Annotated in this window: 23 protein-coding genes and 3 tRNA genes; 7 read left to right on the forward strand and 19 right to left on the reverse strand. The window is 64.6% G+C overall.

Features of this window, described 5'->3' with window-relative positions; genetic code table 11:
- Window positions 1-183: 183 nt before the first annotated feature.
- The 5 genes from AC3DET_RS03815 (at window position 184) to dxs (ending at window position 6,813) form a co-directional block, all read left to right on the forward strand.
- A complete protein-coding gene (locus AC3DET_RS03815; protein ID WP_488390760.1) occupies window positions 184-1,644 on the forward strand; it encodes a glycoside hydrolase family 30 protein in 1,461 nt (486 codons plus the stop codon).
- 73 nt (window positions 1,645-1,717) lie between these two features.
- Complete coding sequence (locus AC3DET_RS03820; protein ID WP_446537560.1) at window positions 1,718-2,194, forward strand: LEA/WHy family protein; 477 nt, start codon at window positions 1,718-1,720, stop codon at window positions 2,192-2,194.
- Between the two features lie 40 nt (window positions 2,195-2,234).
- Entirely contained in the window at window positions 2,235-4,028 is a 1,794-nt protein-coding gene (locus AC3DET_RS03825; protein WP_488390761.1) for an acyl-CoA dehydrogenase C-terminal domain-containing protein, read from the forward strand.
- A gap of 96 nt (window positions 4,029-4,124) precedes the next feature.
- Window positions 4,125-4,778: an HNH endonuclease gene (locus tag AC3DET_RS03830; RefSeq protein WP_192200495.1), complete on the forward strand. Its 654-nt coding sequence runs from the start codon at window positions 4,125-4,127 to the stop codon at window positions 4,776-4,778.
- A 127-nt stretch (window positions 4,779-4,905) separates the two neighbouring features.
- Window positions 4,906-6,813, forward strand: coding sequence for a 1-deoxy-D-xylulose-5-phosphate synthase (gene dxs / locus AC3DET_RS03835; protein ID WP_488390762.1), 1,908 nt, complete (start codon window positions 4,906-4,908; stop codon window positions 6,811-6,813).
- Between the two features lie 18 nt (window positions 6,814-6,831).
- Here the strand turns inward: dxs and AC3DET_RS03840 are convergent, their stop codons facing one another.
- From AC3DET_RS03840 to uvrB, 13 genes are all read right to left on the reverse strand, one after another.
- Window positions 6,832-7,854, reverse strand: coding sequence for a TraB/GumN family protein (locus AC3DET_RS03840; protein WP_488390763.1), 1,023 nt, complete (start codon window positions 7,852-7,854; stop codon window positions 6,832-6,834).
- 89 nt (window positions 7,855-7,943) lie between these two features.
- Window positions 7,944-8,414, reverse strand: coding sequence for a cupin domain-containing protein (locus AC3DET_RS03845; RefSeq protein ID WP_337730358.1), 471 nt, complete (start codon window positions 8,412-8,414; stop codon window positions 7,944-7,946).
- Window positions 8,415-8,516: 102 nt separating this feature from the next.
- Window positions 8,517-8,593, reverse strand: a tRNA-Pro gene (locus tag AC3DET_RS03850).
- 86 nt (window positions 8,594-8,679) lie between these two features.
- A complete protein-coding gene (locus AC3DET_RS03855) occupies window positions 8,680-9,036 on the reverse strand; it encodes a MerR family transcriptional regulator (RefSeq protein ID WP_056878218.1) in 357 nt (118 codons plus the stop codon).
- Window positions 9,017-9,316: an integration host factor subunit alpha gene (locus AC3DET_RS03860; RefSeq protein ID WP_055936063.1), complete on the reverse strand. Its 300-nt coding sequence runs from the start codon at window positions 9,314-9,316 to the stop codon at window positions 9,017-9,019. Before AC3DET_RS03860 ends, AC3DET_RS03855 begins: the two co-directional genes overlap by 20 nt.
- Window positions 9,317-9,372: 56 nt before the next feature.
- Window positions 9,373-11,766 (reverse strand): phenylalanine--tRNA ligase subunit beta, encoded by a 2,394-nt coding sequence (gene pheT, locus AC3DET_RS03865; protein ID WP_488390764.1) that lies wholly within the window; start codon window positions 11,764-11,766, stop codon window positions 9,373-9,375.
- A gap of 86 nt (window positions 11,767-11,852) precedes the next feature.
- A complete protein-coding gene (pheS, locus tag AC3DET_RS03870) occupies window positions 11,853-12,848 on the reverse strand; it encodes a phenylalanine--tRNA ligase subunit alpha (RefSeq protein ID WP_337730360.1) in 996 nt (331 codons plus the stop codon).
- 190 nt (window positions 12,849-13,038) lie between these two features.
- Window positions 13,039-13,398, reverse strand: a complete 360-nt coding sequence (gene rplT, locus AC3DET_RS03875; RefSeq protein ID WP_337730361.1) for a 50S ribosomal protein L20 — start codon at window positions 13,396-13,398, stop codon at window positions 13,039-13,041.
- Window positions 13,399-13,409: 11 nt separating this feature from the next.
- The gene (gene rpmI, locus AC3DET_RS03880) at window positions 13,410-13,607 is read right to left on the reverse strand and encodes a 50S ribosomal protein L35 (RefSeq protein ID WP_014160066.1); all 198 of its coding nucleotides are present in this window, start codon (window positions 13,605-13,607) and stop codon (window positions 13,410-13,412) included.
- A gap of 322 nt (window positions 13,608-13,929) precedes the next feature.
- A complete protein-coding gene (gene infC, locus AC3DET_RS03885) occupies window positions 13,930-14,454 on the reverse strand; it encodes a translation initiation factor IF-3 (protein ID WP_233210880.1) in 525 nt (174 codons plus the stop codon).
- 50 nt (window positions 14,455-14,504) lie between these two features.
- A complete protein-coding gene (gene thrS, locus AC3DET_RS03890; RefSeq protein ID WP_488390765.1) occupies window positions 14,505-16,409 on the reverse strand; it encodes a threonine--tRNA ligase in 1,905 nt (634 codons plus the stop codon).
- Between the two features lie 222 nt (window positions 16,410-16,631).
- Window positions 16,632-16,706 (reverse strand) — tRNA-Val (locus tag AC3DET_RS03895).
- A 74-nt stretch (window positions 16,707-16,780) separates the two neighbouring features.
- The gene (gene uvrB, locus AC3DET_RS03900; RefSeq protein ID WP_337730363.1) at window positions 16,781-18,799 is read right to left on the reverse strand and encodes an excinuclease ABC subunit UvrB; all 2,019 of its coding nucleotides are present in this window, start codon (window positions 18,797-18,799) and stop codon (window positions 16,781-16,783) included.
- Between the two features lie 153 nt (window positions 18,800-18,952).
- Here uvrB and AC3DET_RS03905 point away from each other — a divergent pair, with 153 nt between their 5' ends.
- Entirely contained in the window at window positions 18,953-19,519 is a 567-nt protein-coding gene (locus AC3DET_RS03905; RefSeq protein ID WP_337730364.1) for a GspH/FimT family pseudopilin, read from the forward strand.
- A gap of 72 nt (window positions 19,520-19,591) precedes the next feature.
- Window positions 19,592-19,668 (forward strand) — tRNA-Asn (locus AC3DET_RS03910).
- 120 nt (window positions 19,669-19,788) lie between these two features.
- Here the strand turns inward: AC3DET_RS03910 and AC3DET_RS03915 are convergent.
- From AC3DET_RS03915 to AC3DET_RS03940, 6 genes are read right to left on the reverse strand one after another with little or no spacing between them, the layout of a single operon-like run.
- Window positions 19,789-20,205 carry a type IV pilin protein gene (locus tag AC3DET_RS03915; protein WP_337730878.1) on the reverse strand — a complete coding sequence of 139 codons (417 nt, stop codon included), beginning with the start codon at window positions 20,203-20,205 and terminating at the stop codon, window positions 19,789-19,791.
- 8 nt (window positions 20,206-20,213) lie between these two features.
- Window positions 20,214-23,855 carry a pilus assembly protein gene (locus tag AC3DET_RS03920; protein WP_488390766.1) on the reverse strand — a complete coding sequence of 1,214 codons (3,642 nt, stop codon included), beginning with the start codon at window positions 23,853-23,855 and terminating at the stop codon, window positions 20,214-20,216.
- 16 nt (window positions 23,856-23,871) lie between these two features.
- On the reverse strand, window positions 23,872-24,408 hold the full coding sequence (locus tag AC3DET_RS03925; RefSeq protein ID WP_488390767.1) for a pilus assembly PilX family protein: 537 nt from the start codon (window positions 24,406-24,408) through the stop codon (window positions 23,872-23,874).
- Window positions 24,405-25,271 carry a PilW family protein gene (locus AC3DET_RS03930; protein WP_488390768.1) on the reverse strand — a complete coding sequence of 289 codons (867 nt, stop codon included), beginning with the start codon at window positions 25,269-25,271 and terminating at the stop codon, window positions 24,405-24,407. The genes AC3DET_RS03925 and AC3DET_RS03930 overlap by 4 nt, the downstream gene beginning before the upstream one ends.
- Entirely contained in the window at window positions 25,268-25,744 is a 477-nt protein-coding gene (gene pilV, locus AC3DET_RS03935; protein ID WP_488390769.1) for a type IV pilus modification protein PilV, read from the reverse strand. Before pilV ends, AC3DET_RS03930 begins: the two co-directional genes overlap by 4 nt.
- Window positions 25,744-26,283 (reverse strand): GspH/FimT family pseudopilin, encoded by a 540-nt coding sequence (locus AC3DET_RS03940; RefSeq protein ID WP_488390770.1) that lies wholly within the window; start codon window positions 26,281-26,283, stop codon window positions 25,744-25,746. The genes pilV and AC3DET_RS03940 overlap by 1 nt, the downstream gene beginning before the upstream one ends.
- Window positions 26,284-26,369 lie beyond the last annotated feature (86 nt).

A 26,369-nucleotide genomic window follows, 5' to 3' on the forward strand; every position in this document is an offset into this window, starting at 1 on the left:
AGCTCCAATGGACTGTCAACAAATTCCTAACATCCACGACATGCATTCGCGCACACGATTGAATTTGCTCGATGCGCGTCGACTCACACGAGAAATCTCGCTGCAATGCAGCACCCGCTTTGCGCGGAGTCCGGGAAGGGTTCGCCGAAAGCATCGACACCTGCAACAGGAAGGAATCACTGCATGAACACCACGTCCCGGAAGCGCTCCCGCACGCTGCTCACCAGCCTCTTCATGCTGGCCTCGTCCACCGCCCCCTTGGCATCCGCATCGCAGGGGCCGGACGTCGCGGTGTGGATCACCACTGCCGATCACACGATGGCGATGGCGCCATCAACGCCGGCGCGCTTCGGAATGGAAGCCTCCGCAACAACGAAGATCCTTGTCGACGATGCGCAGCGCTACCAGGAAATGGTCGGGTTCGGCGCATCGCTGACCGATTCATCCGCGTGGCTGATCCAGAACAAACTCGACGACCGGCAGCGCGACGCCCTTCTGAAGGAATTGTTCGGGCGCGGGAATGGCGGCCTTGGGCTGAGCTTCTCGCGACTGACCATCGGCGCGTCGGATTTCTCGCGCCACCACTACAGCCTGGCCGACACCCCGGATGGCAAGCCGGATCCCGCCCTGGAGCATTTCAGCATCGCACCGAACCGTGGCGACGTGATCCCGGTGGCGCGCGCGATGCTGGCGATCAATCCACAATTGAAGATCATGGCGTCGCCGTGGAGCGCGCCTGGCTGGATGAAGGACAGCAACAGCCTGATCCAGGGTCGCCTGCTGCCGGAGTACTACGATGCATTCTCGCGCTACCTGCTGAAGTATGTGGATGCCTACGCTGCCGAAGGCATCCCGATCTTCGCGCTCACCGTACAGAATGAACCGGACTACGAACCCAAGGACTATCCCGGGATGCGGATCAATGCGCCGGCGCGCGCGCGACTGATCGGCGACCATCTCGGGCCGATGATCGCGGCACGCGGCGCCGGCCCGCTGATCTTCGACTGGGACCACAACTGGGACAAACCGGAAGAACCGCTCGGCGTGCTGTCCGACCCGAAGGCGAATCCGCATGTCGATGCCGTCGCCTGGCATTGCTATGGCGGTGAAGTCTCCGCACAGACCCCCGTGCGTGATGCGTTTCCCGACAAGGACGCGTACATGACCGAGTGTTCCGGCGGCGACTGGGAGCCGGTGCGCAGCGGGGGACTGCCCTTACAGATGAAGAACATCATCATCCGCAGCGCGAGGCACTGGGCCCGCGGCGCCCTGTTCTGGAACCTGGCACTGGATGAGAACAACGGTCCCTATGCGGGGGGCTGCCATACCTGCCGCGGCGTGGTCACCATCGACTCCCGCACCGGCGCGGTCACCCGCACCGATGAGTACTACGCACTGGCGCACGCGAGCCGCTTCGTGCGTCCCGGGGCGCGCCGGATCGCCTCCAGCGATGCCACCGCCGGCCTGGACAACGTGGCTTTCCGCAATGCCGACGATGGGTCGCTGGTCCTGCTGGTGGCCAACGAAGCCAAGCAGTCGCGCCACTTCTCGGTGGCACACGCCGGGCACGCGTTCGGCTACACGCTACCCGCCCGGAGCGTGGCGACTTTCGTCTGGAAGCCTGACGCAGTGCAACAGGACTGAGGTCGATGGCATCGTGTCATACGGGGCGCCATACGCCGTAGTATCCTGCCGTCTTCTCCCATGGAGCAGCGGCATGACGAGGCGTATTTCCCTGTTGGCCCTTCTGGCGGCAACCGCGCTGCTGGCAGGTTGCGGCGATGGCATGGTCCGACGCGTTTCCGATCCCGCCGTCAGCGTGCAGCAGCTCACGGTGAAGGCCGACGGCCAGTGGTCCGTGGACCTGCGCCTGCAGAACTACAGCAGCATTCCGATGCGTTTCGACACCGTCGAGATGGACGTGCAAGTCGGCGACCAGAGCGCGGGCAAGCTGCGCGCCACGCCAGGCCTTTCCGTTGGACCCGAATCGGCCGACGTGGTTACGGTGGCATTCGCACCCAACAGCGCCGGCCGCATCGTGGTGGCCGATGCCCTCGCTGGTCGCCGCGCCCTGCCCTACGCATTGAAAGGCAGTGCCAGTGCGACGCCGGAAGAAGCGAAACCCCGCACGTTCGACATCGATGCCCGCAGCACACTGAACCCGGTCCCCGGCCTGGACGGCGTGCTGCGCTGAGCTACGCCGCCTCCCTCTACATGCCTTTTCGAGAACCTGCATGCCTGCGTCCTACAAAGCTCCCCTGACCGATCTCCGCTTCGCCCTGTACGACGTGCTGGGCGTGGAACCCTTGTTCCAGCGCCTGGGCTACACCGAGGCGACGCGCGACATCCTCGATGCCGTGCTGGATGAAGCTGCCCGCTTCGCCGAGACCGTGCTGGCACCGCTCAACAGCGTCGGCGACGAAGTCGGCAGTACGTTCGACAAGACCACCGGCGACGTCACCACGCCACCGGGCTTCAAGGCGGCCTACGCGCAGTTCGTCGAGGGCGGCTGGACCGGCCTGACCGCCTCGCCCGACTTCGGCGGACAGGGCCTGCCGCATACGATGGGTGTGCCGCTCAACGAGCTGGTGAATGCCAGTAACCTGGCGTGGGGCAATTTCCCGCTGCTGTCGCACGGCGCTGTCGAAGCCCTCAAGCACCATGGCGAAGACTGGCAGCGCGAGGTCTTCCTGAAGCCGCTGGTGGAGGGCCGCTGGACCGGCACCATGTGCCTGACCGAACCGCATTGCGGCACCGACCTGGGCCTGTTGAAGACAAAGGCGGAACCGAACGCCGACGGCAGTTACGCCATCACCGGCACCAAGATCTTCATCACCGCGGGCGAGCACGACTTCACTGACAACATCGTGCACCTGGTGCTGGCAAAACTGCCCGATGCCCCGCCGGGCGCCAAGGGCATTTCGCTGTTCGTCACGCCGAAGTTCAAGGTCGCTCGCGATGGCAGCGTGGGCGAACGCAACGCAGTGCACTGCGGTTCCATCGAACACAAGATGGGCATCAAGGCATCGGTGACCTGCGTGATGAACTTCGATGGCGCGCAGGGCTATCTGGTGGGCCAGCCGCACAAGGGCCTGCAGGCGATGTTCACCATGATGAACACCGCGCGCCTCGGCGTGGGCCTGCAGGGCATCGGCCTGAGCGAGCGCGCATACCAGAATGCGTTGCGCTACGCGCGTGAACGCCTGCAGACGCGCTCACTGAGCGGCCCGAAGGCCCCTGACAAGCCCGCCGACCCGATCATCGTCCATCCGGACGTGCGCCGCATGCTGCTGACGGTCAAGTCGTTGGTGGAAGGCAGCCGCCTGCTCGCATTGCATGCCGGCACGCTGATCGATGTCGCGAACCACGCAGAGGACCCGGCGGAACGCGAGCGCGCCGACACACTTGTCAGCTTCCTGACGCCGATCTCCAAGGCCTGCCAGACCGAATGGGGCATCGAGAACACCTACCATGCGCTGCAGTGCTTCGGCGGCCACGGCTACATCCACGAGCACGGCATGGAACAGCTGGCGCGCGATGCGCGCATCACCACGCTGTACGAAGGCACGACCGGCATCCAGGCGCTGGACCTGATGGGCCGCAAGACGGCGTCGACACAGGCTGCGGGCCTGAAGCTGTTCCTGGCCGATGTGCACGCCTTCGCACAGACCCACAAGGACGACGCTGCGCTGCGCGAGTTCATCGACCCGCTGCAGCAGAAGGCGGCCGAGTGGGCGGCACTGACGAAGAAGGTGCTCGAGCGTGCTGCAGCGAACCCGGAAGAGATCGGCGCGGCCAGCACGGACTACCTGTTCTACTCCGGCTACGTGGTGCTGGCCTACTGGTGGGCCCGCAGCGTGGCTGCGGCCGACGCATCCGCGCATGGCGATGCCTTCAGGCAGGCGAAGCGCGAAACCGCGCGCTTCTACTTCGGTCGCATCCTGCCGCGCACGCTGGCGCACGCGGCTGCCATCGAATCCGGGGCAGACACGCTGATGGCGATGGATGCCGAGCGCTTCGGCGACTGATCCGGGCAGTGGAGGAGCGCGGTCGGCGCGCTCCTCCGACGAAATGCCCGCGCGATATACACATTTCGTCAACATTTGGGTATAACCTGCTCCTCCATGGAAGCAGACAGAGCTCAGCTTCACCTGGTCCGGACCGGTCCCCATCATTCACCGGTCCCGTCTCCGTCGTCCCCCCGTCCACACCCCGCCGCCTTGCGACTGCTGTCGCTCGACGCGCACGGCCGCGTGCTCGACTGGATCAACTGGCAGGACGCCACCTGTCTGTACGCCCGCGGGGCCGTGGCTTGGACGCTCGGTGACCCCTGCCTGCACGTGCGCGGAGGCCTCTCCAGGCTTACCGGCGAGCAGAGCCTGATCGAACTGCACCCCATCGTCGCGTCCCGCGGACATGCCCGTGCACATGCGCTCTCGCCCACACCCACGCTGACCAATACCGCGCTGTTCGCCCGCGACGCACACCTGTGCCTGTACTGCGGGCATGAGTACTCGCGTCCGCACCTGACCCGCGACCACGTGCTGCCGCTGTCCAAGGGCGGCCGGGACATCTGGGAAAACGTGGTGACGGCCTGCTTCCACTGCAATTCGCGCAAGAGCAACCGCACGCCGCAGCAGGCCCACATGCCCCTGCTCGCCGTGCCGTACCGGCCCAGCTGGATCGAGCACCTGATCCTGTCCAACCGCAACATCCTGGCGGACCAGATGGCCTTCCTGAAGGCGCAACTGCCCAGGAAGTCCAAGCTCTCCGCCTGAACGTGGCGCCTCGCCTTCACGGCGATTGCTGAACCGACCCGGCCGACCACACGCCTGCTTCACGCGCTTGCTTGCCCCACTTCACATCGGGGGGGGACAATAACGGCTCAGACGAAGCTTGCGCCCGATGATCGACCCCGACCGCTACCCCCGCCTTTCCCGCATCCAGATCCCGGCCGATCTGCGCCAGTTCGATGAATCCGAACTGCCCGCGATCGCGGAGGAACTGCGTGGCTACCTGATCGAGTCGGTGGGCCGGAGCGGGGGGCATTTCGGTGCGGGACTGGGGGTCATCGAACTGACGGTCGCGCTGCATTACCTGTTCGAGACACCACGTGACCGGCTGGTGTGGGACGTGGGCCACCAGACCTACCCGCACAAGATTCTGACCGGCCGCCGCGACACCATCCACACGGTCAAGCAGAAGGATGGCGTGGCGCCGTTCCCGAAGCGTGAGGAAAGCGAGTACGACACGTTCGGCGTGGGTCATTCCTCCACGTCCATTTCCGCTGCGCTCGGCATGGCCATCGCACTCGCACAACAGGGCGACGACCGCAAGGTGGTGGCGGTGATCGGCGATGGCGCGATGACCGCCGGCATGGCGTTCGAGGCGCTCAACCACGCCGGCGGCATGGAGCCCGAGCCGAACCTGCTGGTGATCCTCAACGACAACCAGATGTCGATCTCCGAAAACGTCGGCGGATTGACCAAGATGCTGGGCCGCCTGAGCAGCAGCCGTACCCTCAATGCGTTGCGCGAGGGCGGCAAGAAGCTGCTCGGCGACAAGAAGAAGCCGCCCGCCCGTTTCATGCGTCGCTGGGAAGAGCACTGGAAGGGCATGTTCGTGCCGTCCACGCTGTTCGAGCAGATGGGCTTCCACTACACCGGCCCGATCGACGGCCACGATGTGGAGGCGCTGGTCGGCGCGCTGAAGACACTGAAGACCCTCAAGGGTCCGCAGTTGCTCCACATCCTGACCACCAAGGGCAAAGGCTACGAACTGGCCGAAGGCGACCAGATCGGCTATCACGCGGTGGGGCCATTCGATCCGGAGAAAGGCCTGGTCAGCAAGGGCGGCGCGAAGAAGCCCACCTACACCGACATCTTCAGTGACTGGCTGTGCGACATGGCCGCCGCGGAGCCGAAACTCCTGGGGATCACCCCGGCGATGCGCGAAGGCTCGGGCCTGGTGCGCTTCAGCAAGGAGTATCCCGAGCGCTACTTCGACGTCGCCATCGCCGAGCAGCATGCGGTGACGCTGGCGGCCGGCATGGCCTGCGAAGGCAGCAAGCCGGTGGTCGCGATCTATTCCACCTTCCTGCAGCGCGGCTATGACCAGCTCGTGCACGACGTGGCCATCCAGAAGCTCGATGTCCTGTTCGCCATCGACCGCGGCGGTGTGGTCGGGCCGGACGGCGCCACGCATGGCGGCAATCTGGACCTGAGCTACCTGCGCTGCGTGCCGCACATGGTGGTGATGGCGCCGGCGGACGAGAACGAGTGCCGGCAGATGCTGAGCACCGGCTACCACTTCAACGGACCGGCGGCCGTGCGCTACCCGCGCGGCACCGGCCCGGGCGTAGCCATCGAGTCGAACCTGGACACGCTGCCGATCGGCAAGGCGGACCTGCGCGTGCGTGGCAGTCGCGTCGCGTTGCTCGCGTTCGGCTCCACCGTGACGGCGGCGGAAGACGTTGGCCGCGCACTGGGCCTGACCGTGGTGAACATGCGCTTCGTGAAGCCGCTGGATCGTGCGCTGCTGATGGACCTCGCCAAGAGCCACGAGGGTTTCGTCACCATCGAGGACAACGTCGTGATGGGTGGCGCGGGTTCCGGCGTGGCCGAGCTCCTGAGCGCCGAAGGCGTGACGTTGCCCGTGCTGCATCTCGGCCTGCCGGACGAATTCCAGCACCACGCCAGCCGCGAGGACCTGCTGGCCGAAGCCGGCATCGATGCCGCCGGCATCCGTGCCAGCGTGCTGAAGCGCTGGCCGCAACTTGGCGCAGGCCAGCCCGCACTCACTGCGGCAGGCTGATCGCTCCATGGCGCCTGATCATTCGGGCGCTTCCACCTCGTAACCCCTGGCCTGGAGGGCGGCCAGATAGCCGCCCGGCTTGACCAGCTGCCAGACGGGCAAGGTGGCGAACGTGATGCGGTTCTTTTCTAGTGCCCCCTCGGCGACGTCCATCCAGCGCGCCTGCATGCGGGCCTCGACGTCGGAGATGCCGCGCTTGCGCGCCGTTTCGGTGTTGAACCAGGCCGTGGCGCACGCCTGCTGCCAATCCTGTCTGGAACTCGAGCGCAGCGCGGGCCAGTCGCCCACCGCCCACGCATTGGCCCGCGCCGCCACCTGCGGCAGATCGCGTTCGATGACATCCAGCGTCCTGCTGAAGCAGACCAGGTCTTCGGGCTTGAGCGTTTCCTTCCGGAAATCCGCCAGCGCGGCGCGTGGATCTTCCAGCTTGAGCTTCAGCAACGTGGGAGTGCGCTTCATCTTGCGCTGTTTCAGCGCTGCGTCGATGACAGGATCGATGACTCCGCCCTCGCGCAGGCCGGAATCGGACAGCGCTTCGGTGTAGAGCTGGTAAGCGGCGATCAACGGGCGCTTCTTCTCTACACCGCCATCGCGCCCCATGTACCGCTGCTTGAGCGCACTCCAGCGAGCATAGAGATCCGCAGGCAGGACTTCCTGGAGTTTCTGCCCGTCCGGATTCCTGGAGGCTTTCATGGCCGAAGGCAGCAGCGTCAGTCCCCGGAAGAAGCCGACGTCGGCATCAACGGTGATGCCGGGCGAAGCCAGGACTTCATCCGCGATCCGCAGGACCTGGTCGACCTCGTCCGATCGCCAGGTAATGTGCTTCGGCAGCGGTGACTGGGTTCCCAGCACGTACAGCAGATGGTCGCCACGACGCACCTTCCACAGGCCCGGCCCCGGCTGCACGCCCGCCACGACGACGGCATCCATCTCGATCACGCCAGTCTCCGCTGCGGCCGGCGCTTCCCCGGCCTCCTGCGCACCTGCGCCCGGCACGATCAACAACGATACGCACAGCATCCCGCAAAGCGACAGACGCATCCCTGAGACTCCATCGGAAGAATCCGCCAGAGTGTGCCGTCGGCAACCACGCATCGTGCGCGACGGCACGTTGCCGCGGGGGGATTCGTTCAGGCGACTTTGCCGCCGGCCTCGCGCAGCGTGCGTTCGGCATCGCTGCCGCTCTGCATCAGTTCGAAACCTTTCCAGCTGAAACCCGGCGACACGGAGCAATCCACCAGGGTGAAATGGCCAAGCGAGCGCGCGCTCTGCCAGACGCCCGCCGGGACCACCTGGCTGGACTGTCCCCCGCGGGCCGACGTATCCAGTTGTACACGGGTCAACGTGCGCTGCTCCGGATCGAACATCGACAGTTCCATCGCATTCCCTTCGTGCCAGTCCCAGACCTCGGTCGCGTCAACACGATGCCAGCGCGTCACGACGCCTTCGGGCAACAGGAACTTGATGGCGGTGAGGGTGGGCCGCTCGATCCCGTTCACCTCCGTGCGCTTGGTCGATTCGTAGACGCGACGGAAGTGCCCGCCCTCGGGATGCGGTACCAGCTGCAACGTGCGGATCAGTTCTTCGGCGCGTGGGTGCATGGGCCTTCCTGTACACGATGGACGGGACCAGCCATCGCCAGCGGCGCGCGGCGGGCACAAAAAAGCCCACGCGTGAGCGCAGGCTTGATGTCGAACCGCGATTGGTCGGGACGGCCGGATTTGAACCGACGACCCTCTGCCCCCCAGGCAGATGCGCTACCAGGCTGCGCTACGCCCCGAATCTCGCGGATCGGCCCGCCTTGCGACGGGTCGCGCATTATAGCCGGAATTCCTCGGCGTCTCCCAGCAGGAGCGCCGCCATGCATCACCGGCGAAGCAACTGCAGGATTTCTTCCAGTTCCATGCGCACCTGGCGCACGATCTGGTGGCTCAACGCAGCCTCCTGCTTGGCACCCTCACCCTCCAGGCGCAGGCGCGCACCGCCGATCGTGTAGCCCTGTTCGTACAGCAGGCTGCGGATCTGCCGCACCATCAGCACGTCATGGCGCTGGTAGTAGCGCCGGTTGCCGCGGCGCTTGGCGGGTTCGAGGCTGGGGAATTCCGTCTCCCAGTACCGCAGTACATGCGGCTTCACGTCGCACAGCTCGCTGACCTCACCGATGGTGAAGTAGCGCTTGGCCGGGATCGGCGGAAGCTCGCGGTTACTGCCCGGATCCAGCATAGGTCTCCACCCGCTCCTTGAGTTTCTGGCCCGGCCGGAAGGTCACCACCGTCCGTGCCGAGATCGGGATTTCCTCACCGGTCTTGGGGTTGCGGCCGGGACGCTGGTTCTTGCGGCGCAGGTCGAAATTGCCGAACCCCGACAGCTTCACCTGCCGGCCCTGTTCCAGGGCCTCGCGCAGCACGTCGAAGTAGGCGTCGACGAATTCCTTCGCCTCGCGCTTGTTCAGGCCGACCTCGTCGAAAAGACGCTCGGCCATCTCCGCCTTCGTCAATGCCATGGACTACTGCATCCCCATTGCGGCCGTCACCGGCCCTGCCACTGCCTTCATATCGGTCATCCGCGGATCTTCGCGCCATGCGAGGCGCTGATCGCGGCCACGACGGCCGCCACTACCTGCGCCACGTCGTCTTCTGTGAGAGTGCGTGAGTTGTCCTGCAAAATCAAGCCCATAGCGAGACTCTTTTGACCTGATTCGACCCCCTGCCCGACATACCGGTCGAACAACTGGACATCGCGCAGCAGCGGCCCTGCGGCAGCTTTCACCGTATCGCCAAGCGCTGCCCAGGACACCTCCTCGGCGACGACGAACGCGAGGTCCCTGCGGACGGACGGGTACCGGGACAGCTCCGTGGCGCGCGGCAACGCACGCGCGGTCAGCGGGCCCAGATCCAGTTCGAACGCGACCACGTCGGCGTCCAGGTCCCACTGGCGCTGCAGGCGCGGATGCAGTTGCCCGATCCAGCCGATGCAGGCGCCATCGCGGTAGATGTCGGCCGAGCGGCCGGGGTGGCCGTGAGCGGCACGCGAGGGGCGGAATTCGAGGGTGGCGCCGGCCAGTGCCGCCGCGCTCTCGAGGTCGCCCTTGAGGTCATGGAAATCGACCTTGCGCGAAGGGGCGCCCCACTGCTCGGCCGCCGCCTCGCCAGCGATCGCGGCGGCAAGGCGCAGCGATTCGACCGGCGCACCGCCCGCCCGCGTTGGCGCATGGAACACGTTGCCGATCTCGAACAGGCGGATCCGTCCGGCCTGGCGCGCGGCGTTGCGCTGCAACGCTGCCACCAGCCCGGGCAGCAGTCGCGTACGCATCACCGCCAGCTCGGCGCTGAGCGGGTTCGCCAGCGGCACGGCACCATCGGCCGCGTTCCACTGCGCCAGCCATTGGGCATCGACGAAAGCGAAATTGACTGTTTCCAGATAGTCGCGGGCCGCCAGATGCCGACGCACGGTGCCGGCCTCGACGCGGGTCTCACTCGGGGCCGCGATGCGGGTCGCACCACCCGGCAGCGTGGTCGGCACGCGGTCGTAGCCGTGGATGCGTGCCAGTTCCTCGATCAGGTCCTCCTCGATGGCGATGTCGAAGCGCCGGCTGGGCGCAACCACGCTCCAACCGTCGGCGACGGCCACGACCTGCAAGCCCAGCGCGTGCAGGATGCGTTCGATCTCCAGGTCCGGAATCTCGACGCCCAGCACGCGTGCGACACGCGCACGGCGCAACAGGATGCTCGCCGGCTTCGGCAGATGTTCGGGCAGGTCCGCCTGGGTGACCGGACCCGGGACGCCACCGGCGACGTCCATGATCAGCCGGGTGGCGTACTCCACGGCAATGCGCGGCAACTCGGGGTCGACGCCGCGCTCGAAGCGATGGCCGGCATCCGTGTGCAGGCCGAGCTTGCGGCTGCGACCGATGATCGCCGAGGGAATCCAGTGCGCGGCCTCGAGGAACACATTGCGGGTGGCATCGGTGACGCGGGTGTCGTGGCCGCCCATGATGCCGCCCAGCGCGACAGCGCGCGCTGCGCGACCGCCCCGGCCGTCGGAAACGGTCAGGAACTCCTCATCGAGCGTCACGGTGCGCCCGTCGAGCAGCGCGAGCGTCTCGCCTGCCCGCGCGGGACGCACGACAATGCCACCTTCCAGCGTGTCCTTGTCGAAGGCATGCATCGGCTGGCCGAGTTCCAGCATGACGTACTGGGTGACATCGACGAGGAAGCTGATCGGTCGTACACCACTGCGACGGAGACGCTCCACCATCCACACCGGCGTCAGCGCCGTCGCGTCGACACCTTCGATCACCCGACCGACGAAGCGCGGCACGCGTTCACCTGCATCCAGTTCGACGCTGAGTTCCGACTGGCTTTGCGCCGGCACCGGCGCGGCATCGAGCGGCTTCACCTCGCTGCCCAGCGAGGCGGCGACGTCATAGGCGATGCCGCGCACGCTGAAACAATCAGCGCGGTTCGGCGTCAGCTTGATCTCGATGCTGGCATCCGGCAGGCCCAGATAATCGGCGATCGGCGTACCGACCGGCGCATCGGCAGGCAGTTCCAGCAGGCCGGAGGCGTCCGCATCGATGCCCAGTTCCTTGGCCGAGCACAGCATGCCGTTGGACTCGACGCCGCGCAGCTTGGCGGCCTTGATCGCGATGCCGCCCACGTTGGCACCCACCATCGCCAGCGGCGCCAGCAGGCCGGGACGCGCATTCGGCGCCCCGCAGACGATCTGCAGCAGAGCGCCCTGCCCTGCGTCCACCTGGCAGACCTGCAGGCGGTCCGCTTCGGGATGCTTGGCGCACTCGACGATGCGCGCGACCACCACACCCGCCAGTCCATCGCCCAGGGCGGTGACCTCTTCGACCTCCAGGCCGATGGCGGTCAATGTGGCCGCCAGCTCCGCGCGGGTAGCCTGGGTCGGAACGTGGCTGCGCAACCAGTTTTCAGAGAACTTCATCGTTCGTGATCCGTAGGGCGGGCCATGGCCCGCCGTCGTCATGTATCAGGTGTCGTGATGCCGGAACCGCAGTGGGCGCGAGCCCGTTACGCGAACTGGCGCAGGAACCGCACGTCGTTCTCGAAGAACGCACGCAGGTCGTTGACGCCATAGCGCAGCATCGCGAAGCGCTCCACGCCGAGGCCGAATGCGAAGCCGGTGTAGCGCTCCGGATCAATGCCGCAGTTGCGCAGCACGTTGGGATGCACCATGCCGCAGCCCAGCACTTCCAGCCAGCGCGTGCTGCCATCGGGCTGCTGCCAGGCGATGTCGACCTCGGCGCCCGGTTCCACGAACGGGAAGTAGCTGGGACGGAAGCGCATCTCGAAATCGCGCTCGAAGAACGCGCGCACGAACTCGGCCAGCGTGCCCTTGAGGTCGGCGAAGGTGGAATGCTCGTCCACCAGCAGGCCTTCGACCTGGTGGAACATCGGCGAATGCGTCTGGTCGCTGTCGCTGCGATAGACCTTGCCGGCCGCGATCATGCGCAGCGGCGGCTGGTGCGAATCCATGTAGCGCACCTGCACGCCGGAGGTGTGCGTGCGCAACAGGCGACCGTCGCCGAAGTAGAACGTGTCGTGCATGGCGCGCGCCGGATGGTGCGGCGGGAAATTCAGCGCCTCGAAATTGTGCCAATCGTCCTCGATCTCGGGGCCATCGGCCAGTTCATAGCCCAGGCGGCCGAAGATGTCGGCGATGCGCTCCAGCGTGCGGCTGATCGGATGCAGGCCGCCGCGTGTACCGTTGCGGCCGGGCAGCGTGACGTCGACGGTTTCGCCGGCCAGACGGGCATCCAGTGCAGCGTCTTCCAGCACGGCCTTGCGCGTGGACAGCGCATCACCGATGGCATCGCGCGCCCGATTGATGGCTTCGCCCGCAGCCTTGCGCTGATCGGCGGGCAGTGCGCCCAGTTGCTTCAGCTGCGTGGTGACGCTGCCGTTCTTGCCCAGCAGCGCGACGCGCAGATGCTCCAGCGCATCGGGCGAAGGCGCGGCGGCGATGTCGGCCAGCGCCTGGGTGGACAGGGATTCGATATCGCTCATTGGATGTCCATGAGAGGAGGCCATCTTGTGGGAGCGACGTGAGTCGCGATGAAGGGGCCCAGATGCCCATCGCGACTCACGTCGCTCCCACAAGACGGAAACCACAAAAAACAATGGGGAAGGACTCGCGCCCTTCCCCACGTGTTCCCGGCGATGGACTGCCGGTGTGCTGTTACGGTGGAGACGCGGCTTACGCCGCGAGTGCGCCCTTCGCCTTTTCAGCCAGGGCCGCAAAACCGGCCGCGTCATGCACGGCGATATCCGCCAGCACCTTGCGGTCCAGGGTGATGCCAGCCTTCAGCAGGCCGTTCATGAAACGGCTGTAGCTCAGGCCATTGATGCGGGCAGCCGCATTGATGCGGGTGATCCACAGCGAACGGAAATTGCGCTTCTTCTGCTTGCGGCCGATGTAGGCGTACTGACCCGCCTTGATCACCGCCTGCTTGGCGACGCGGAACACCTTGCGACGGGCGTTGTAGTAGCCCTTGGCCAGGTGGAGGACTTTCTTGTGACGACGACGCGCCGTCACGCCACGCTTAACTCGTGCCATGTCTCAAATCCTCAGAGGTAGGGAAGCATGCGGTTCAAACGGCCGCTGTCCTCGGCGCGAATGATATTCGTCGCACGCAGGCCGCGCTTACGCTTGGTCGCTTTCTTGGTGAGGATGTGGCTGCGGTTGGCGTGGCCAGCCTTGAACTTGCCGGATGCGGTCTTGCGAAAACGCTTCGCTGCCGCCCGGTGGGTCTTGATCTTGGGCATTGCTATGTCCTTGACGGGTTTATGTCACTGATCGGGGCGGCAGTCTGACGACCACACTTTCCATCCCTGCCCATATCGGCTTGTAAGTCGTTGATTCCAGAACGGAACCTCCAACGGGTCCATCGGCTGCGAGCAGCCTCCCGGCGTACCGGGCCGCGTATTATGCCCGCTGCTGTTTTTTCTTGCAAATCCGGCTACTTAGCCCAGTAGCGGAGAGCTGAAAGCGAGAAAGGCGCCTTGCGGCGCCTTCCCCTCACCCTTTGCCCTCTCCCCGCTTGCGGGGCGAGGGGAACGGCAGGTGTCAACGGCTTGGCCGCTGACATCACTTCTTTTTGGGGGCGATCATCATGACCATCTGGCGACCTTCGAGGCGCGGACGGGATTCGATGACTATCTCGTCGCCCAGCTCGGCCTCGATGCGCGCGGCCATTTCGCGACCCAGCTCCTGGTGGCTCATCTCACGGCCACGGAAGCGGATGTTGACCTTGACCTTGTCGCCTTCTTCCAGGAAGCGGCGGATGTTGCGCATCTTGATCTGGTAGTCGCCCTCGTCGGTGACGGGGCGGAACTTCAGTTCCTTGATCTCGACCTGCTTCTGCTTCTTCTTGGCCTCATTGGCCTTCTTCTGCGCTTCGAACTTGAACTTGCCGAAGTCCATGATCTTGCAGACAGGCGGCTCGGCGTTGGGCTGGATCTCGACGAGGTCCAGTCCTTCGTCTTCCGCCTTGGCCAACGCCTCGTCGCGCGTGAGCACGCCGATCATTTCGCCGTCCGAACCGATCACGCGCACGCGCGGTACGCGGATCTCGTGGTTTTTGCGGTTTTGCTTGTTGTCAGGGATGCTGATGTTGCGGTCTCCAGGGAGGGGTGCACCGGTCCGCGAAGGACCGGAACCAATTATTGCGTAGCGTGCTCGTTCCGCAAACGTTCGGCGAAGGCGGCGACGGACATCGTGCCCAGATCTTCCCCGGAACGCGTACGCACGGCGATGGCGCCATTTTCCTTCTCGCGGTCTCCGACCACCAGCAGGTACGGCACCCGCTGCAGCGTGTGCTCGCGAATCTTATAGCCGATCTTCTCGTTCCGCAAATCGGCCGCCACCCGGAACCCTTGATTTGAAAGGGTTTTCCGGACATCGGCCACATAATCGGCCTGGGCATCGGTGATATTCATCACCACGGCCTGTTGGGGCGCCAGCCAGGACGGGAATGCACCAGCATGGTGCTCGATCAGGATGCCGATGAACCGCTCCATGGAGCCGACGATGGCCCGGTGGAGCATGACCGGCTGCTGGCGCTGGCTGTTCTCGTCCACGTACTCGGCCCCCAGGCGGCCCGGCATCATGAAGTCGACCTGCATGGTGCCCAACTGCCAGGTGCGGCCGATGGCGTCCTTCAGGTGGTACTCGATCTTCGGGCCGTAGAAGGCGCCTTCGCCCGGCAGTTCCTGCCATTCCACTCCGCAGCTGCGCAGAGCGGCACGGAGGGCGGTCTCGGCCTTGTCCCAGGTGGCGTCGTCGCCCAGGCGCGATTCGGGGCGCAGGGCGATCTTGATCTGGATGTCCTCGAAGCCGAAGTCCGCGTACACCTTCAACGCCTGCTGGTGGAACGCCGTTACCTCGGCCTCGATCTGGTCTTCCGTGCAGAAGATGTGGCCATCGTCCTGGGTGAAGCCGCGCACGCGCAGGATGCCGTGCAGCGCGCCCGAGGGCTCGTTGCGGTGGCAGGCGCCGAACTCGCCATAGCGGATCGGCAGGTCGCGGTAGCTGTGCAGGCCCTGGTTGAACACCTGCACGTGGCCCGGGCAGTTCATCGGCTTGACCGCGTAGGTGCGGTTCTCCGACTCGCTGAAGAACATGTTTTCCTTGTAGTTGTCCCAGTGGCCCGACTTCTTCCACAGGGCGACATCTAGGATCTGCGGGCAGCGCACTTCCTGGTATCCACTGTCGCGGTAGACCTTGCGCATGTACTGCTCGACCACCTGCCAGATGGCCCAGCCCTTGGGGTGCCAGAACACCAGGCCCGGCGCCTCTTCCTGCAGGTGGAACAGTTCCTGCTGCTTGCCGATCTTGCGGTGGTCGCGCTTCTCGGCTTCCTCGATGCGCTGGATATAGGCTTCCAGCTGCTTCTTGTCGGCCCACGCCGTGCCGTAGATGCGCTGCAGCTGCTCGTTCTTGGCGTCGCCGCGCCAGTAGGCGCCGGAGATGCGGGTCAGCTTGAACGCCTTCAGGAAGCGCGTGTTGGGCACGTGCGGTCCGCGGCACATGTCCACGTATTCCTGGTGGTAGTACAGGCCCATCGCGGTTTCGTCGGGCATGTCGTCGATCAAACGCAGCTTGTAGTCCTCGCCGCGGGCCTTGAAGACCTCGATCACCTCGGCGCGCGGCGTCATCTTCTTGATGACGTCGTAGTCCTGCGCGATCAGTTCCTGCATGCGCTGCTCGACCGCCGCCAGGTCTTCCGGCGTGAACGGGCGTTCGCTGTGGATGTCGTAGTAGAAGCCCTCGGCTATCACGGGGCCGATGACCATCTTCACGTCGGGATAGAGCTGCTTCACCGCATGGCCGACTAGGTGCGCGCAGGAGTGGCGGATGATCTCCAGGCCTTCCTCGTCCTTCGGCGTGATGATGCGCAAGCTGGCGTCGTGGTCGATGACGTCGCTGGCGTCCACCAGCTTCCCGTCCACCGCACCTGCCAGGGTGGCCTTGGCCAGGCCCGCGCCGATGGACTGGGCCACCTGCATGACGGAAACGGGGTTCTCGAACTCGCGGCGGCTGCCGTCGGGGAGCGTGATCGTGATCATCGGAGCGTGGACTCGGTCTGGGTGACGCCGGCGCGATGGCGTCCGGGCGTGTACGGGCATGAAAAAAGCGCCACGAGGGCGCCTACGGGATGCAGAGCCTCGGGCAGTACCAGGTTCAGGCGGTGGTAGTGCTCATGTCGCACGCTCGGCCGGCGTTTCCGCGGGCCACCTCGTGATGCTGCGGATGGCGTCAAAGGGAAACGATGCCACGCTGTGGAAGCGTGGTGGGCGGTACAGGGTTCGAACCTGTGACCCCTACCATGTCAAGGTAGTGCTCTACCGCTGAGCTAACCGCCCGGTCTGCCCTTTGCAGGGGCGCGAATTCTAGCCCGGAAGCGGGGTCGCCGACAACCAGGCCGTGCACGGACGGCTCAGGCGCCGAGGCTGGCCTCCTTCAGGCGCCGGATCTTGTCGCGCAGGCGCGCGGCATCCTCGAACTCCAGGTCGCGGGCGTGCTGGTACATCTGCTGCTCCAGCGCCTTGATCTTGGCCAGCGCCTGTGCCGGATCCAGGGGGCCGTAGTCGGCAGGCTCCTCCGCCACCCGGCGTGCCTTGCCCCGGCCGCCCTTGGTCTCGGCCCCCTCGCTGCGCGCCCCTTCCAGGATGTCCACGATCGGCCGCGCCACCGACTTGGGCGTGATGCCGTGTTCAAGGTTGTATTCCACCTGTTTCTCGCGCCGCCGACCGGTTTCGTCGATGGCGGCCTGCATGGACCGGGTCATGCGGTCCGCGTACAGGATCGCCTTGCCGCGCAGGTTGCGGGCGGCCCGGCCGATGGTCTGGATCAGCGAACCGGTGGAACGCAGGAAGCCCTCCTTGTCCGCGTCCAGGATCGCGACCAGCGACACCTCCGGCATGTCCAGGCCTTCGCGCAGCAGGTTGATGCCGACCAGCACATCGAACTTGCCCAGGCGCAGGTCGCGGATGATCTCCACGCGCTCCACCGTGTCCACGTCCGAATGCAGGTAGCGCACCTTGATGCCGTGGTCGCCCAGGTATTCGGTCAGGTTTTCGGCCATGCGCTTGGTCAGCGTGGTCACCAGCACGCGGTCGCCCCACGACACGCGTTCATTGATCTGGGACAGCAGATCGTCCACCTGCGTGCCGACCGGGCGGATCTCCACCTCCGGATCGATCAGGCCGGTCGGGCGCACCACCAGTTCGACGATCTCGCCGTTGGACTCCCGCAGCTCGTAAGGCCCGGGTGTCGCGGAGACATAGATGCTGCGTGGCGAACGCGCTTCCCACTCCTCGAAACGCAGTGGCCGGTTGTCCAGCGCCGACGGCAGGCGGAACCCGAACTCCACCAGCGTTTCCTTGCGTGAACGATCGCCCTTGTACATGGCGCCGATCTGCGGGATGGTCACGTGCGATTCGTCGATCACCAGCAGCGCGTCGGCCGGCAGGTAGTCGAACAGCGTGGGCGGCGGCTCGCCCGGCGCCTTGCCGGTCAGGTGGCGCGAGTAGTTCTCGATGCCCGAACAGAAACCGACCTCCGCCATCATCTCCACGTCGAACTGCGTACGCTGGGCGAGCCGCTGGGCTTCGACCAGCTTGTTCTGCGCGTAGAGCTGCTCCAGGCGGTCCTTCAACTCGACCTTGATGGTATCGACGGCCGCCAGCACGCGTTCGCGCGTGGTCGCATAGTGGGTTTTCGGATACACGGTGTAGCGCTGCAGTTTGCGCATGGATTCGCCGGTGAGCGGATCGAACAGGGTCAGCCCTTCGACCTCGCCATCGAACAGTTCGATGCGCAGTGCTTCCATGTCGCTTTCCGCCGGATGCACATCGATCACCTCGCCGCGTACGCGGAACGTGCCGCGCTGCAGTTCGTACTCGTTGCGGGTGTACTGCAGCTGGGTCAGGTGACGGATCAGCTCGCGCTGGTCGATGCGTTCGCCCAGCGACAGGATCAGCCGCAACGACAGGTAGTCCTCCGGCGCACCCAGGCCGTAGATCGCGGACACGGTCGCCACCACCAGCGCGTCCGGTCGCGAAAGCAGCGTCTTGGTCGCTGCCAGCCGCATCTGTTCGATGTGCTCGTTGATCGAGCTGTCCTTCTCGATGAAGGTGTCGCTGGCCGGGACATAGGCTTCCGGCTGGTAGTAGTCGTAATAGCTGACGAAGTACTCCACCGCGTTGTGCGGGAAAAACGCCTTGAACTCGCCATACAGCTGCGCGGCCAGGGTCTTGTTGGGCGCCATCACCAGTGTCGGCTTCTGCACCTGCTGGACCACGTTGGCGATGGTGTACGTCTTGCCTGAACCCGTCACGCCCAGCAGGGTCTGCTTCGCCAATCCCGCCTCGAAATTCTGCACGAGCCTCTCGATGGCCTGCGGCTGGTCACCGGCAGGGGAATACGGGGAAACAAGCTGGAAACGATCAGTCATCGCACGCCGCCCGGGAGCCAACCATTGAGTATAGCCGCGCAGGCGTGACAGCCCCTGCAGCCATTTCCTACACGCGGACAGGGACTGCCCTGATGGCGCGTCCCCGCCCGGCGGATGACTGTGGTAGCCGTCAATTCGGACAAGGAGTCTTTGATGGCATGGATGCCCTCATCTCCCGGAAACGGGGCCCACACGGGCAAGAGAACCGGCAGGACAGGATTCACCCTGGTCGAGCTGTCGGTCTGTCTCGCCGTCCTGACCATGCTGGTCGCCATCGGCTTGCCGTCGTTCCAGCGGCTCATGGTCCGACAGCAGGCCAGTGCCACCATGAACCTGCTCACCTCCCACTTCGCATCCGCACGGATAACCGCCATCACCCAGGGCGTGCCGGTAGTCGTGTGTCCGAGCCTGGGCGACGGCCTGTGCAGCCAGGGCAGCGACTGGAGCAGCCACTGGCTTGCCTTTCGCGATCCGGATGGCAATCGGCAACCTGATGAGGAGCTCGATATCTACAGGAATGATCCTGCACCCGCGCAGCGTGACCTGAAGATCCTTTCTACGTCGGGACGTCGATTTTTACGTTACCAGTCTTCCGGATTCAGCTATGGCACCAACCTCACCATCCGCATCTGCCACGATGGTCGCGTGGCGGGCAGCGTCATCGTGAACAGCACGGGCCGCCCCCGCACGGTCCGCGGCGACATGACGACGCCCTGCTGATCACGTCGAGGCTCCCGAAGGGCAGCCTGGAGGCTTGTCCCCACCTGAAAGGCTGGCTACAATACGCGCCCCGCCCGAATAGCTCAGCCGGTTAGAGCACTTGACTGTTAATCAGGGGGTCGTTGGTTCGAGTCCAACTTCGGGCGCCAGCATCAAAAAAGCAGAAGGCCGCGAGTAATCGCGGCCTTCTGCTTTTGGAGCGTCAGTAAGGCGCTCGCGTTGATACCACTATCGCGCGTTGACCTGCGCCCACACGTGCAACATGTTGCTTACCAGCAACCCGCCGTTGTGGGAGACCGGACCCCTGCTGCGGTGATCGACAATGTGCCGCAACTATCGCCCGCCTGCGCCCCGATGGGAGTGGCATTGAGGGTGTACGTTTTCGCCGCGACTGCCCCTGGCGTGATGGTGTAGAACGGAGTCGTATCGGAGTCACAGGTGAACGCCGCCGGAGATCCGGGTGCGTTGTAAGCCAGATTCACGGTGTAGAAGCGCTCCATCTGCTGCGACGCCTGCAACAGGCAGGCGGCGCCGGCAGCACGCCGGGTCCTGCGGATGTGCTCGTTGTAGCTGGGCAGCGCGATCGAGGCGATGATGGCGAGGATCGCCACCACGATCATGATCTCGATAAGCGAGAAGCCCGACACACGTGAGTAGCGCATAGCATCCTGTTCCTTGTTGAACATCACGTTGTTTAATCCTGCCGGACTTCGCGCCACGAGACACGCTGCCAGCGCATGCCGAAAGTCGGGCTTCCGCCGAGACCAGCCGCACTACCGTCACCCGACCCTCCAAGCACGATCTGCCCCGGCAGCAGTACCGGCCGCGTAGGCATGCCGACCCCAAGGTTCACCGAGCCCACGGGCAGACCTCCTACCGCTGTGTCGTCGGTCGTGGTGCCGTTGTCGAGATTGAAGAACGACGTTCCTCCACTCGTGCCCGTGAACGCATCCAAGGCATTGATGTATCCGGTACCCGAAGATTCACAGGCGTTACCTTCCGGGATCATGCTCGCCGTCACCAGAAAGTTCGAGACAATCTGCGCATCCTGCACGATCCGTTCGCCCGCGGCCGGCAGATCGACATACCAACCCTTGGATGCGAGAGGCAGCGCCTCCTTCGTCTGGAACGCGCGTACAGGATACCCGCTGGATGTCGCATCGGTGACCGTGATCGTTCTCGCGGTCAAGTCTGCCCGCGCGTATGCGACGTCCTCGTCCTTGACGCCGTAGATACTCTGGCTGAAGGTGGATTTGTCGTCGGCATCGCTCGTCGTCATGAAGCGGCCTGTGCCAAAGAATACCCAGCGCGCGTTGGTGGCCGGATCTGTCGCCAGCGTGATGCCGCTGGTAATCGGCTGCGTAACGCCGGGCTTTGCCGCAGTGAACAACCGGGTAGCCGACCACGCCGCAGGCGACGTACTGCGCAGGTCGAACTTCCACACATTGCCCTGCATGTCACCCGCGTAGACATAGGCGAGCGTCTTGCCGTCTGCGGCATACACGCCGGTCGGCGCGGACAGGCCATTGGGCGCCAAGGTGCTGCCAACGCCCGTATCGATCTCGCGGATCACGGCGCCGGTATCCAGATTGAGGACGATCAGAACGGCACGCTCCGTGGTGCTGTTCACGCCATTGCCAATGACCACTGCCGGACTCGATGCCCCGTTGCGCACCTGCGCGAGGACGGGCGCACCAAGCACAAGGCCCATATTGCCCGCCGGCGTGTCTGCAAGCTCCCATTTGAAATCGGTACCACCGAAGGAGGCGGGAGCACTCACGTTCAAGGCATAAAGTCCCTTGCCGCCGCGACCCAGCGTGCCGACCAGCGTATTCCGGCCGGGCGTCAACGTGCGATTGCTCACTGCAACCGGGCCGTCGACGAAGAACTTGTGGGTGTAGTCACCCCGGCTCAACGTTGCCAGATGGTTGAAGTTGAGAATGCTGGGCACATAGGCAAAAAGCTCGTTGCCATTGGCAGCATCGAAGGCATGCAACATGCCGTCGTTGGCACCGACATACACCGTGTTCGTGTCCTTCACGTAGGCCGGCGATGAGCCCACAACGTCACCAAGCAGGGTGGCGCGGTTCCGCAGCAAACCACCGTTGCGTTCTTCCTTGCTGGCATCACCCTTCAGATAGTTCGCGTTCTCAGTCCCGGTAACGGGGTAATCGACGGGGCCACCCGTACGCAACAGCGCGGCCACCTGGGAGCTTGTCGGGAACGCGGAACCCGAGGTGCCATTTGAAGTGAATACCCGACGCGTGCTCCACGTGGGGATGGACGCCGTCCAGGCCACGGTGTCGGACACACCGGCACGGGTGACGGAACGTGCCGTAACCGAGCCAACCCAAGTACCTGACGTATAGCTTGCGCTGAAGACTTGGGCGCCGGTGTTCAGCGAGGTCGAGTTGGTCGCGACGTTCGAATACGAGCTCGTACGCTTGGCAATGACGTCCAGTGCCTGGGACAGGCCCGCGGCAAACTCCTTCGGATTCGAGGCTGACACGAAGGCTCCGCGACCATTCACTGCCGCATGCAACAGGTCATCGATGCGGTCGCCGTCCTCACCATCCAGCGGATTGTTCCAGGTTGCATTCGCCGGCACGTCATCGACCGAGCTACGGCCGCTGGTGCCCGAAAGGCCGATCGAGATCCCGAACGTGACCATGTGCTGCCAGAAGGCGGGATTCTCGGGCGTCGCAGGAACATTGTTGATCAGGTCACTGCGCAAATCGCCCTTCCAATACCTCATGGCAACGTCAGCGAGCGTATTGGAATGCGTGGTTGCTCCGTCCCGGAATGGCGCACCCGGCGTGTAAGTGAAGGTCTGTTCGTTCGGACCGGTAATAGTGGCGCCGGCCGTGCCGTCCTGATCGCCCGTGCCGGTCGCGTCGAACGAGGGCCTGCCACCCTGTCCATCGTCGTTCCAGTAACCATCGGTTGTCAGGATGGTGAAATTCTGCCGGCAGGAGAACTGGCTGACCCGCGCCTGCGGGCCATACGGGCCGCTGTTGGTGTCCAGGCTGAAGTACGCACCAGCATCTCGCAGCGCGGTGCGCAAGGGCGTATAGCCGCTGCCCTCGGCACCATAGAGGCGCGAATACCACGTACTGCGCGACGTTGTGGACTCATTCGCAACGGTATTCGGGTCGTCCATGTTGTTGACGAAGCGACCATCGTTTCCGTCGCCAACGGGGATATCGAACGTATTGCGCCCCCAGATGGTGCGGAAACCCACGCGCACCTTGTTGCCCTGTCCACGGAACGCGTCGCCGGCGCCGGCCTTGGCCGCCTTCATGCGGGTGCGATGATACGAATACCACGTGGCGTAGTTCGTCAGCTCAGCGGCGACCGTTGAGCGGCCGGTATTCGGAATCGAGCTCACCTCGGTGCAGTTGCGCCATGCCGCGCCGGATATCGACCCCGTTGCGCACAGGCTGTAGGTGTAGCCGACGGTGACCGTCCCGCCGAAATTGGTCTGGGCATACAGGCGTGCGTACCATGTGACCTCCGAGTCGGAAACGGCCCCCGCGACGCTTTCAGCATTTCCGTTGTTCAGGCCCCGGCTGGTGTAGTTGTTGTTGATATTCACAGTCTGGTTGCCCGACCGGATATACAGATCCGCCCCCCGATTGGTACCGCTGACCGTACCGCCGCTGCTGGCAAAGGTCAGACCGTACGCATAAGGCGGAATCAACACGTTCCATATATTCGAGTAATTGCCCGCGTTCGTGGTCCCCGCCGTTCCCAAGGTCCCGTTCACCGTTGGCGACGTGGAACTGCCCGAGGTCAACCACTCGCTCCGATAAATTCTGCCATCCGGCGTTATCTGGTAGCGGTAATAATTGGTGCCGGCCCCCAGATAGGTTGCATCGCTACTCGCCGTATTCTTGGGCACATAGAACGTTCTGGTCGCGCTCGCCAAGTTGATGTTGCCGCTGGCAAGGCTCAGGTCGGAATACGCCCCCGTGTATGCGACGCCGCCAGTCATCCGGTCACCGCTCGCCTGCGTCCATGCCTGATAGGAGACGCCCGGGTTGTACGACAACGTGTTGCGCGTATACGCCAGGTTCGCCACGTTGGGCGCCGTCGTCGCCGGCGGCGTGGAAGGCATGCTCGTCTCTTCCATCGACCCCGAGTCGTCCAGAATGAAGAGCACGTTGGGCGCGACGCGGCTGGTCGTCGTAAGCGGATCATCCGGCAGCGTGATCCCTGCATTCACTGGCAGAGCCAGCAGCGTGGCCAGGAACGCTACAGGGGCGGACCACCATTGGAACCCCACGCCGCGTGCGCGAGCGGTGGCATGTGGGTTCTGCACAGATCGAAGATTCATGATTGAAGTTCCCGGCTTACCGGCTCACAACGTTGGCTTGCAGAAACACCTCGGACAGGCCTGGGCTACGGCCGCGCGCGGTGATACGGAACATGGGTCTCTCGCACTCGTAGGTGGCTGGGGTCGTCTGGCAAACGCCAGGCAACTTCGCCCCATTGCCGGTACCGAGGTACTCGATGCGATACGTGGAGCGGCCATCCGGCGCGGTCAACCATACGGCTGCAGGCGCGGGCACTGCGGTCGCATCGCAGATGCCGTCTCCCGCACAGGTAATCCCGAGCTCGGTGAGTGTCCGGCCATACTGGAGATCCTCGATGGCCGGGTTGCCGAGCACGTCTTCCTGCGCGACGCGCAGCGCGGTTTCCGCTGCCTGGAATGCCAGGCTGCGGTCGCGCATGTTGGCGCTCATCCGCTCCTGCATGCCCGAGCTGCGCATCACTGCAAGGCCCAGGATGGACATGGCCACGAGCAGGATCAACACCACCACCAGCGATACGCCGGCTTCGCGATGCCCTGATCGCGGCGATCTCTGGATGTCGTTCGCTTGCCTCATGGCGTGCGGCTCCTCAGGCTGACCACGTTTGAGACGTTGCGGCTGATGGCACGACCTTCACCATCCTGCCCCACCAAGGTCATGTTGACCCGGACGGCCACAATGTTCGCCCAGTCGGCGGGTACCGGGTTGTAAGTATTGCCGCCTGTTTCCAGGTAGCTCACGGCCAGATTCTGCACGCCCTGCGCGACCTCCTCGCGGGCACCGCCGGCGCGGGACACGAAAAGCGAGTTGTCGGCGGCAAACCAGCGGGTGTTACGGTAACGCGCCAGCATCACCGTAGCCGCGGGTGCAAGCGGGTCTGCGGTGAGCGCCACCGTAGTGGCCGGGGTGAAGGCGACTGTCGTGGGCGTGACGCTTGTCGCGCGCACGATATACAACTGATTTGCATTGCACAGCACGAGCTGGTCGTTCACGTTGAAGGCCGTTGTGGCGTCAGCAATCTGTGCGGCATCCAGCGTGAGCGATGAGGTCGTCGAGGCGGTGATCCGGTACGCCGTATCGTCGCCCGACACGGTCGTAAGCTCAGTCTGCGGGCTCACACTACTCAAGGGGGCGGTGAGGAATGCAACCTCTTCGGCCGAATTCGCATGCTCCACGTTAGGCCTGGCGACATTGGAACAGGCAGACCCCCCGGCTGCACGGATGTCGCGTGACATCAACTCGAATGCGACGCGCGCGCTTTCCTGCACGCGGTTAAGACCTTCGTTGGAACGGTAGCTGAGTTGATTCGCATGGAAGATGGCAAACGCTGCGCCGGCCACAAGCAACCCCAGAACCAGGGCGACCATCAGCTCGATAAGACTGAAGCCTGCACCGCCTCTTGGCGAACTAGTGGGACCCTTTCGAGAGAACCGGCTCATATGCGGGTTCCCGTGACGATGGAACGTGTCTGCCCACCCCGCGCACGCGAGTCATCCCATTGCACGGTTATCACGCATGCGGCGGGACACCCGGCAATCGCACCGCATGTGGTCGTATCCGCATTACCCGATCCGAGGGTGGCTTTCAGGGAAGCGATCCACGCCCTCCGGTCGTTCTGGGCGAGGGTTCCTCCTCCCGGAACCGCACACGTCATTGCCATGTTGTAGTCCGCCGCAGCGGCGCTGTTGGCTCGCATGGCTTCGATGATGGCGGTTGTCTGCATGACGGCCTGACTGCTTTCCAATGAGCTTTGACCGCCGCGCAGGGCGACCGACTGCATTGCAGCTACGCCCAGCAGGCCGATGCTCAGCACGACCACCGAGACGAGCACTTCGATGAGACTGACGCCGCGCGCTCGATACGGGATCCGCAATGCCCCATCACGTTCGCGAGCCGGAGTTTTTGCCTTCACTAGCACGTACCTCCATTATTCACTTTCGTCGTCGTCAGGCTGCCACTGACCAGCACATTGATGGCACGCAGGTTGGCCTGGGGCTTGTCGGTCGGAATGCACACCGTAACGAGCTGCCCCGCATTGAGCAGACCCGAAGGACTGAACTGGATACCCGCCGCCGGTCCGGCAACGCGCATCGTTCCGGTCAGGGTCTCGTCACGGATCACGTCGATCACGCCGGTCGTATTGTCCCGCCCGGTGATGATCCATCGCGACCAATTGTCGCTATTGCTGCAAGTGGTGCCATTCGTGCTGCTGCAGACGGTCACGCGGGCGTTGCGACGTATGGCTTCGGAACGCGCAAGCTGGATTGCCGCCGAGATCTCCCCCGTCGTCCCGGCCAAACGGTTGGAATTGATCAGGGTCACCATGCCCGGCGTGGCGATCGCAGCAATGATGGCGACCACGGCAATGGTCACCATCAGCTCGATCAGGGTGAACCCCCGAGACCGCTGATGCCTTCCCGGCGCCTGGCGAGCTTTGCGGAATGCGGACATACCCCCCCCTTATGAACGACCAGACGGTAGAACACTCCCCGGACCGCGCACCAGTCTTTCCCGAACGAACGGCGCGATCCGGGGAC

It is taken from the genome of Pseudoxanthomonas sp. 97-1-1, assembly GCF_057773125.1.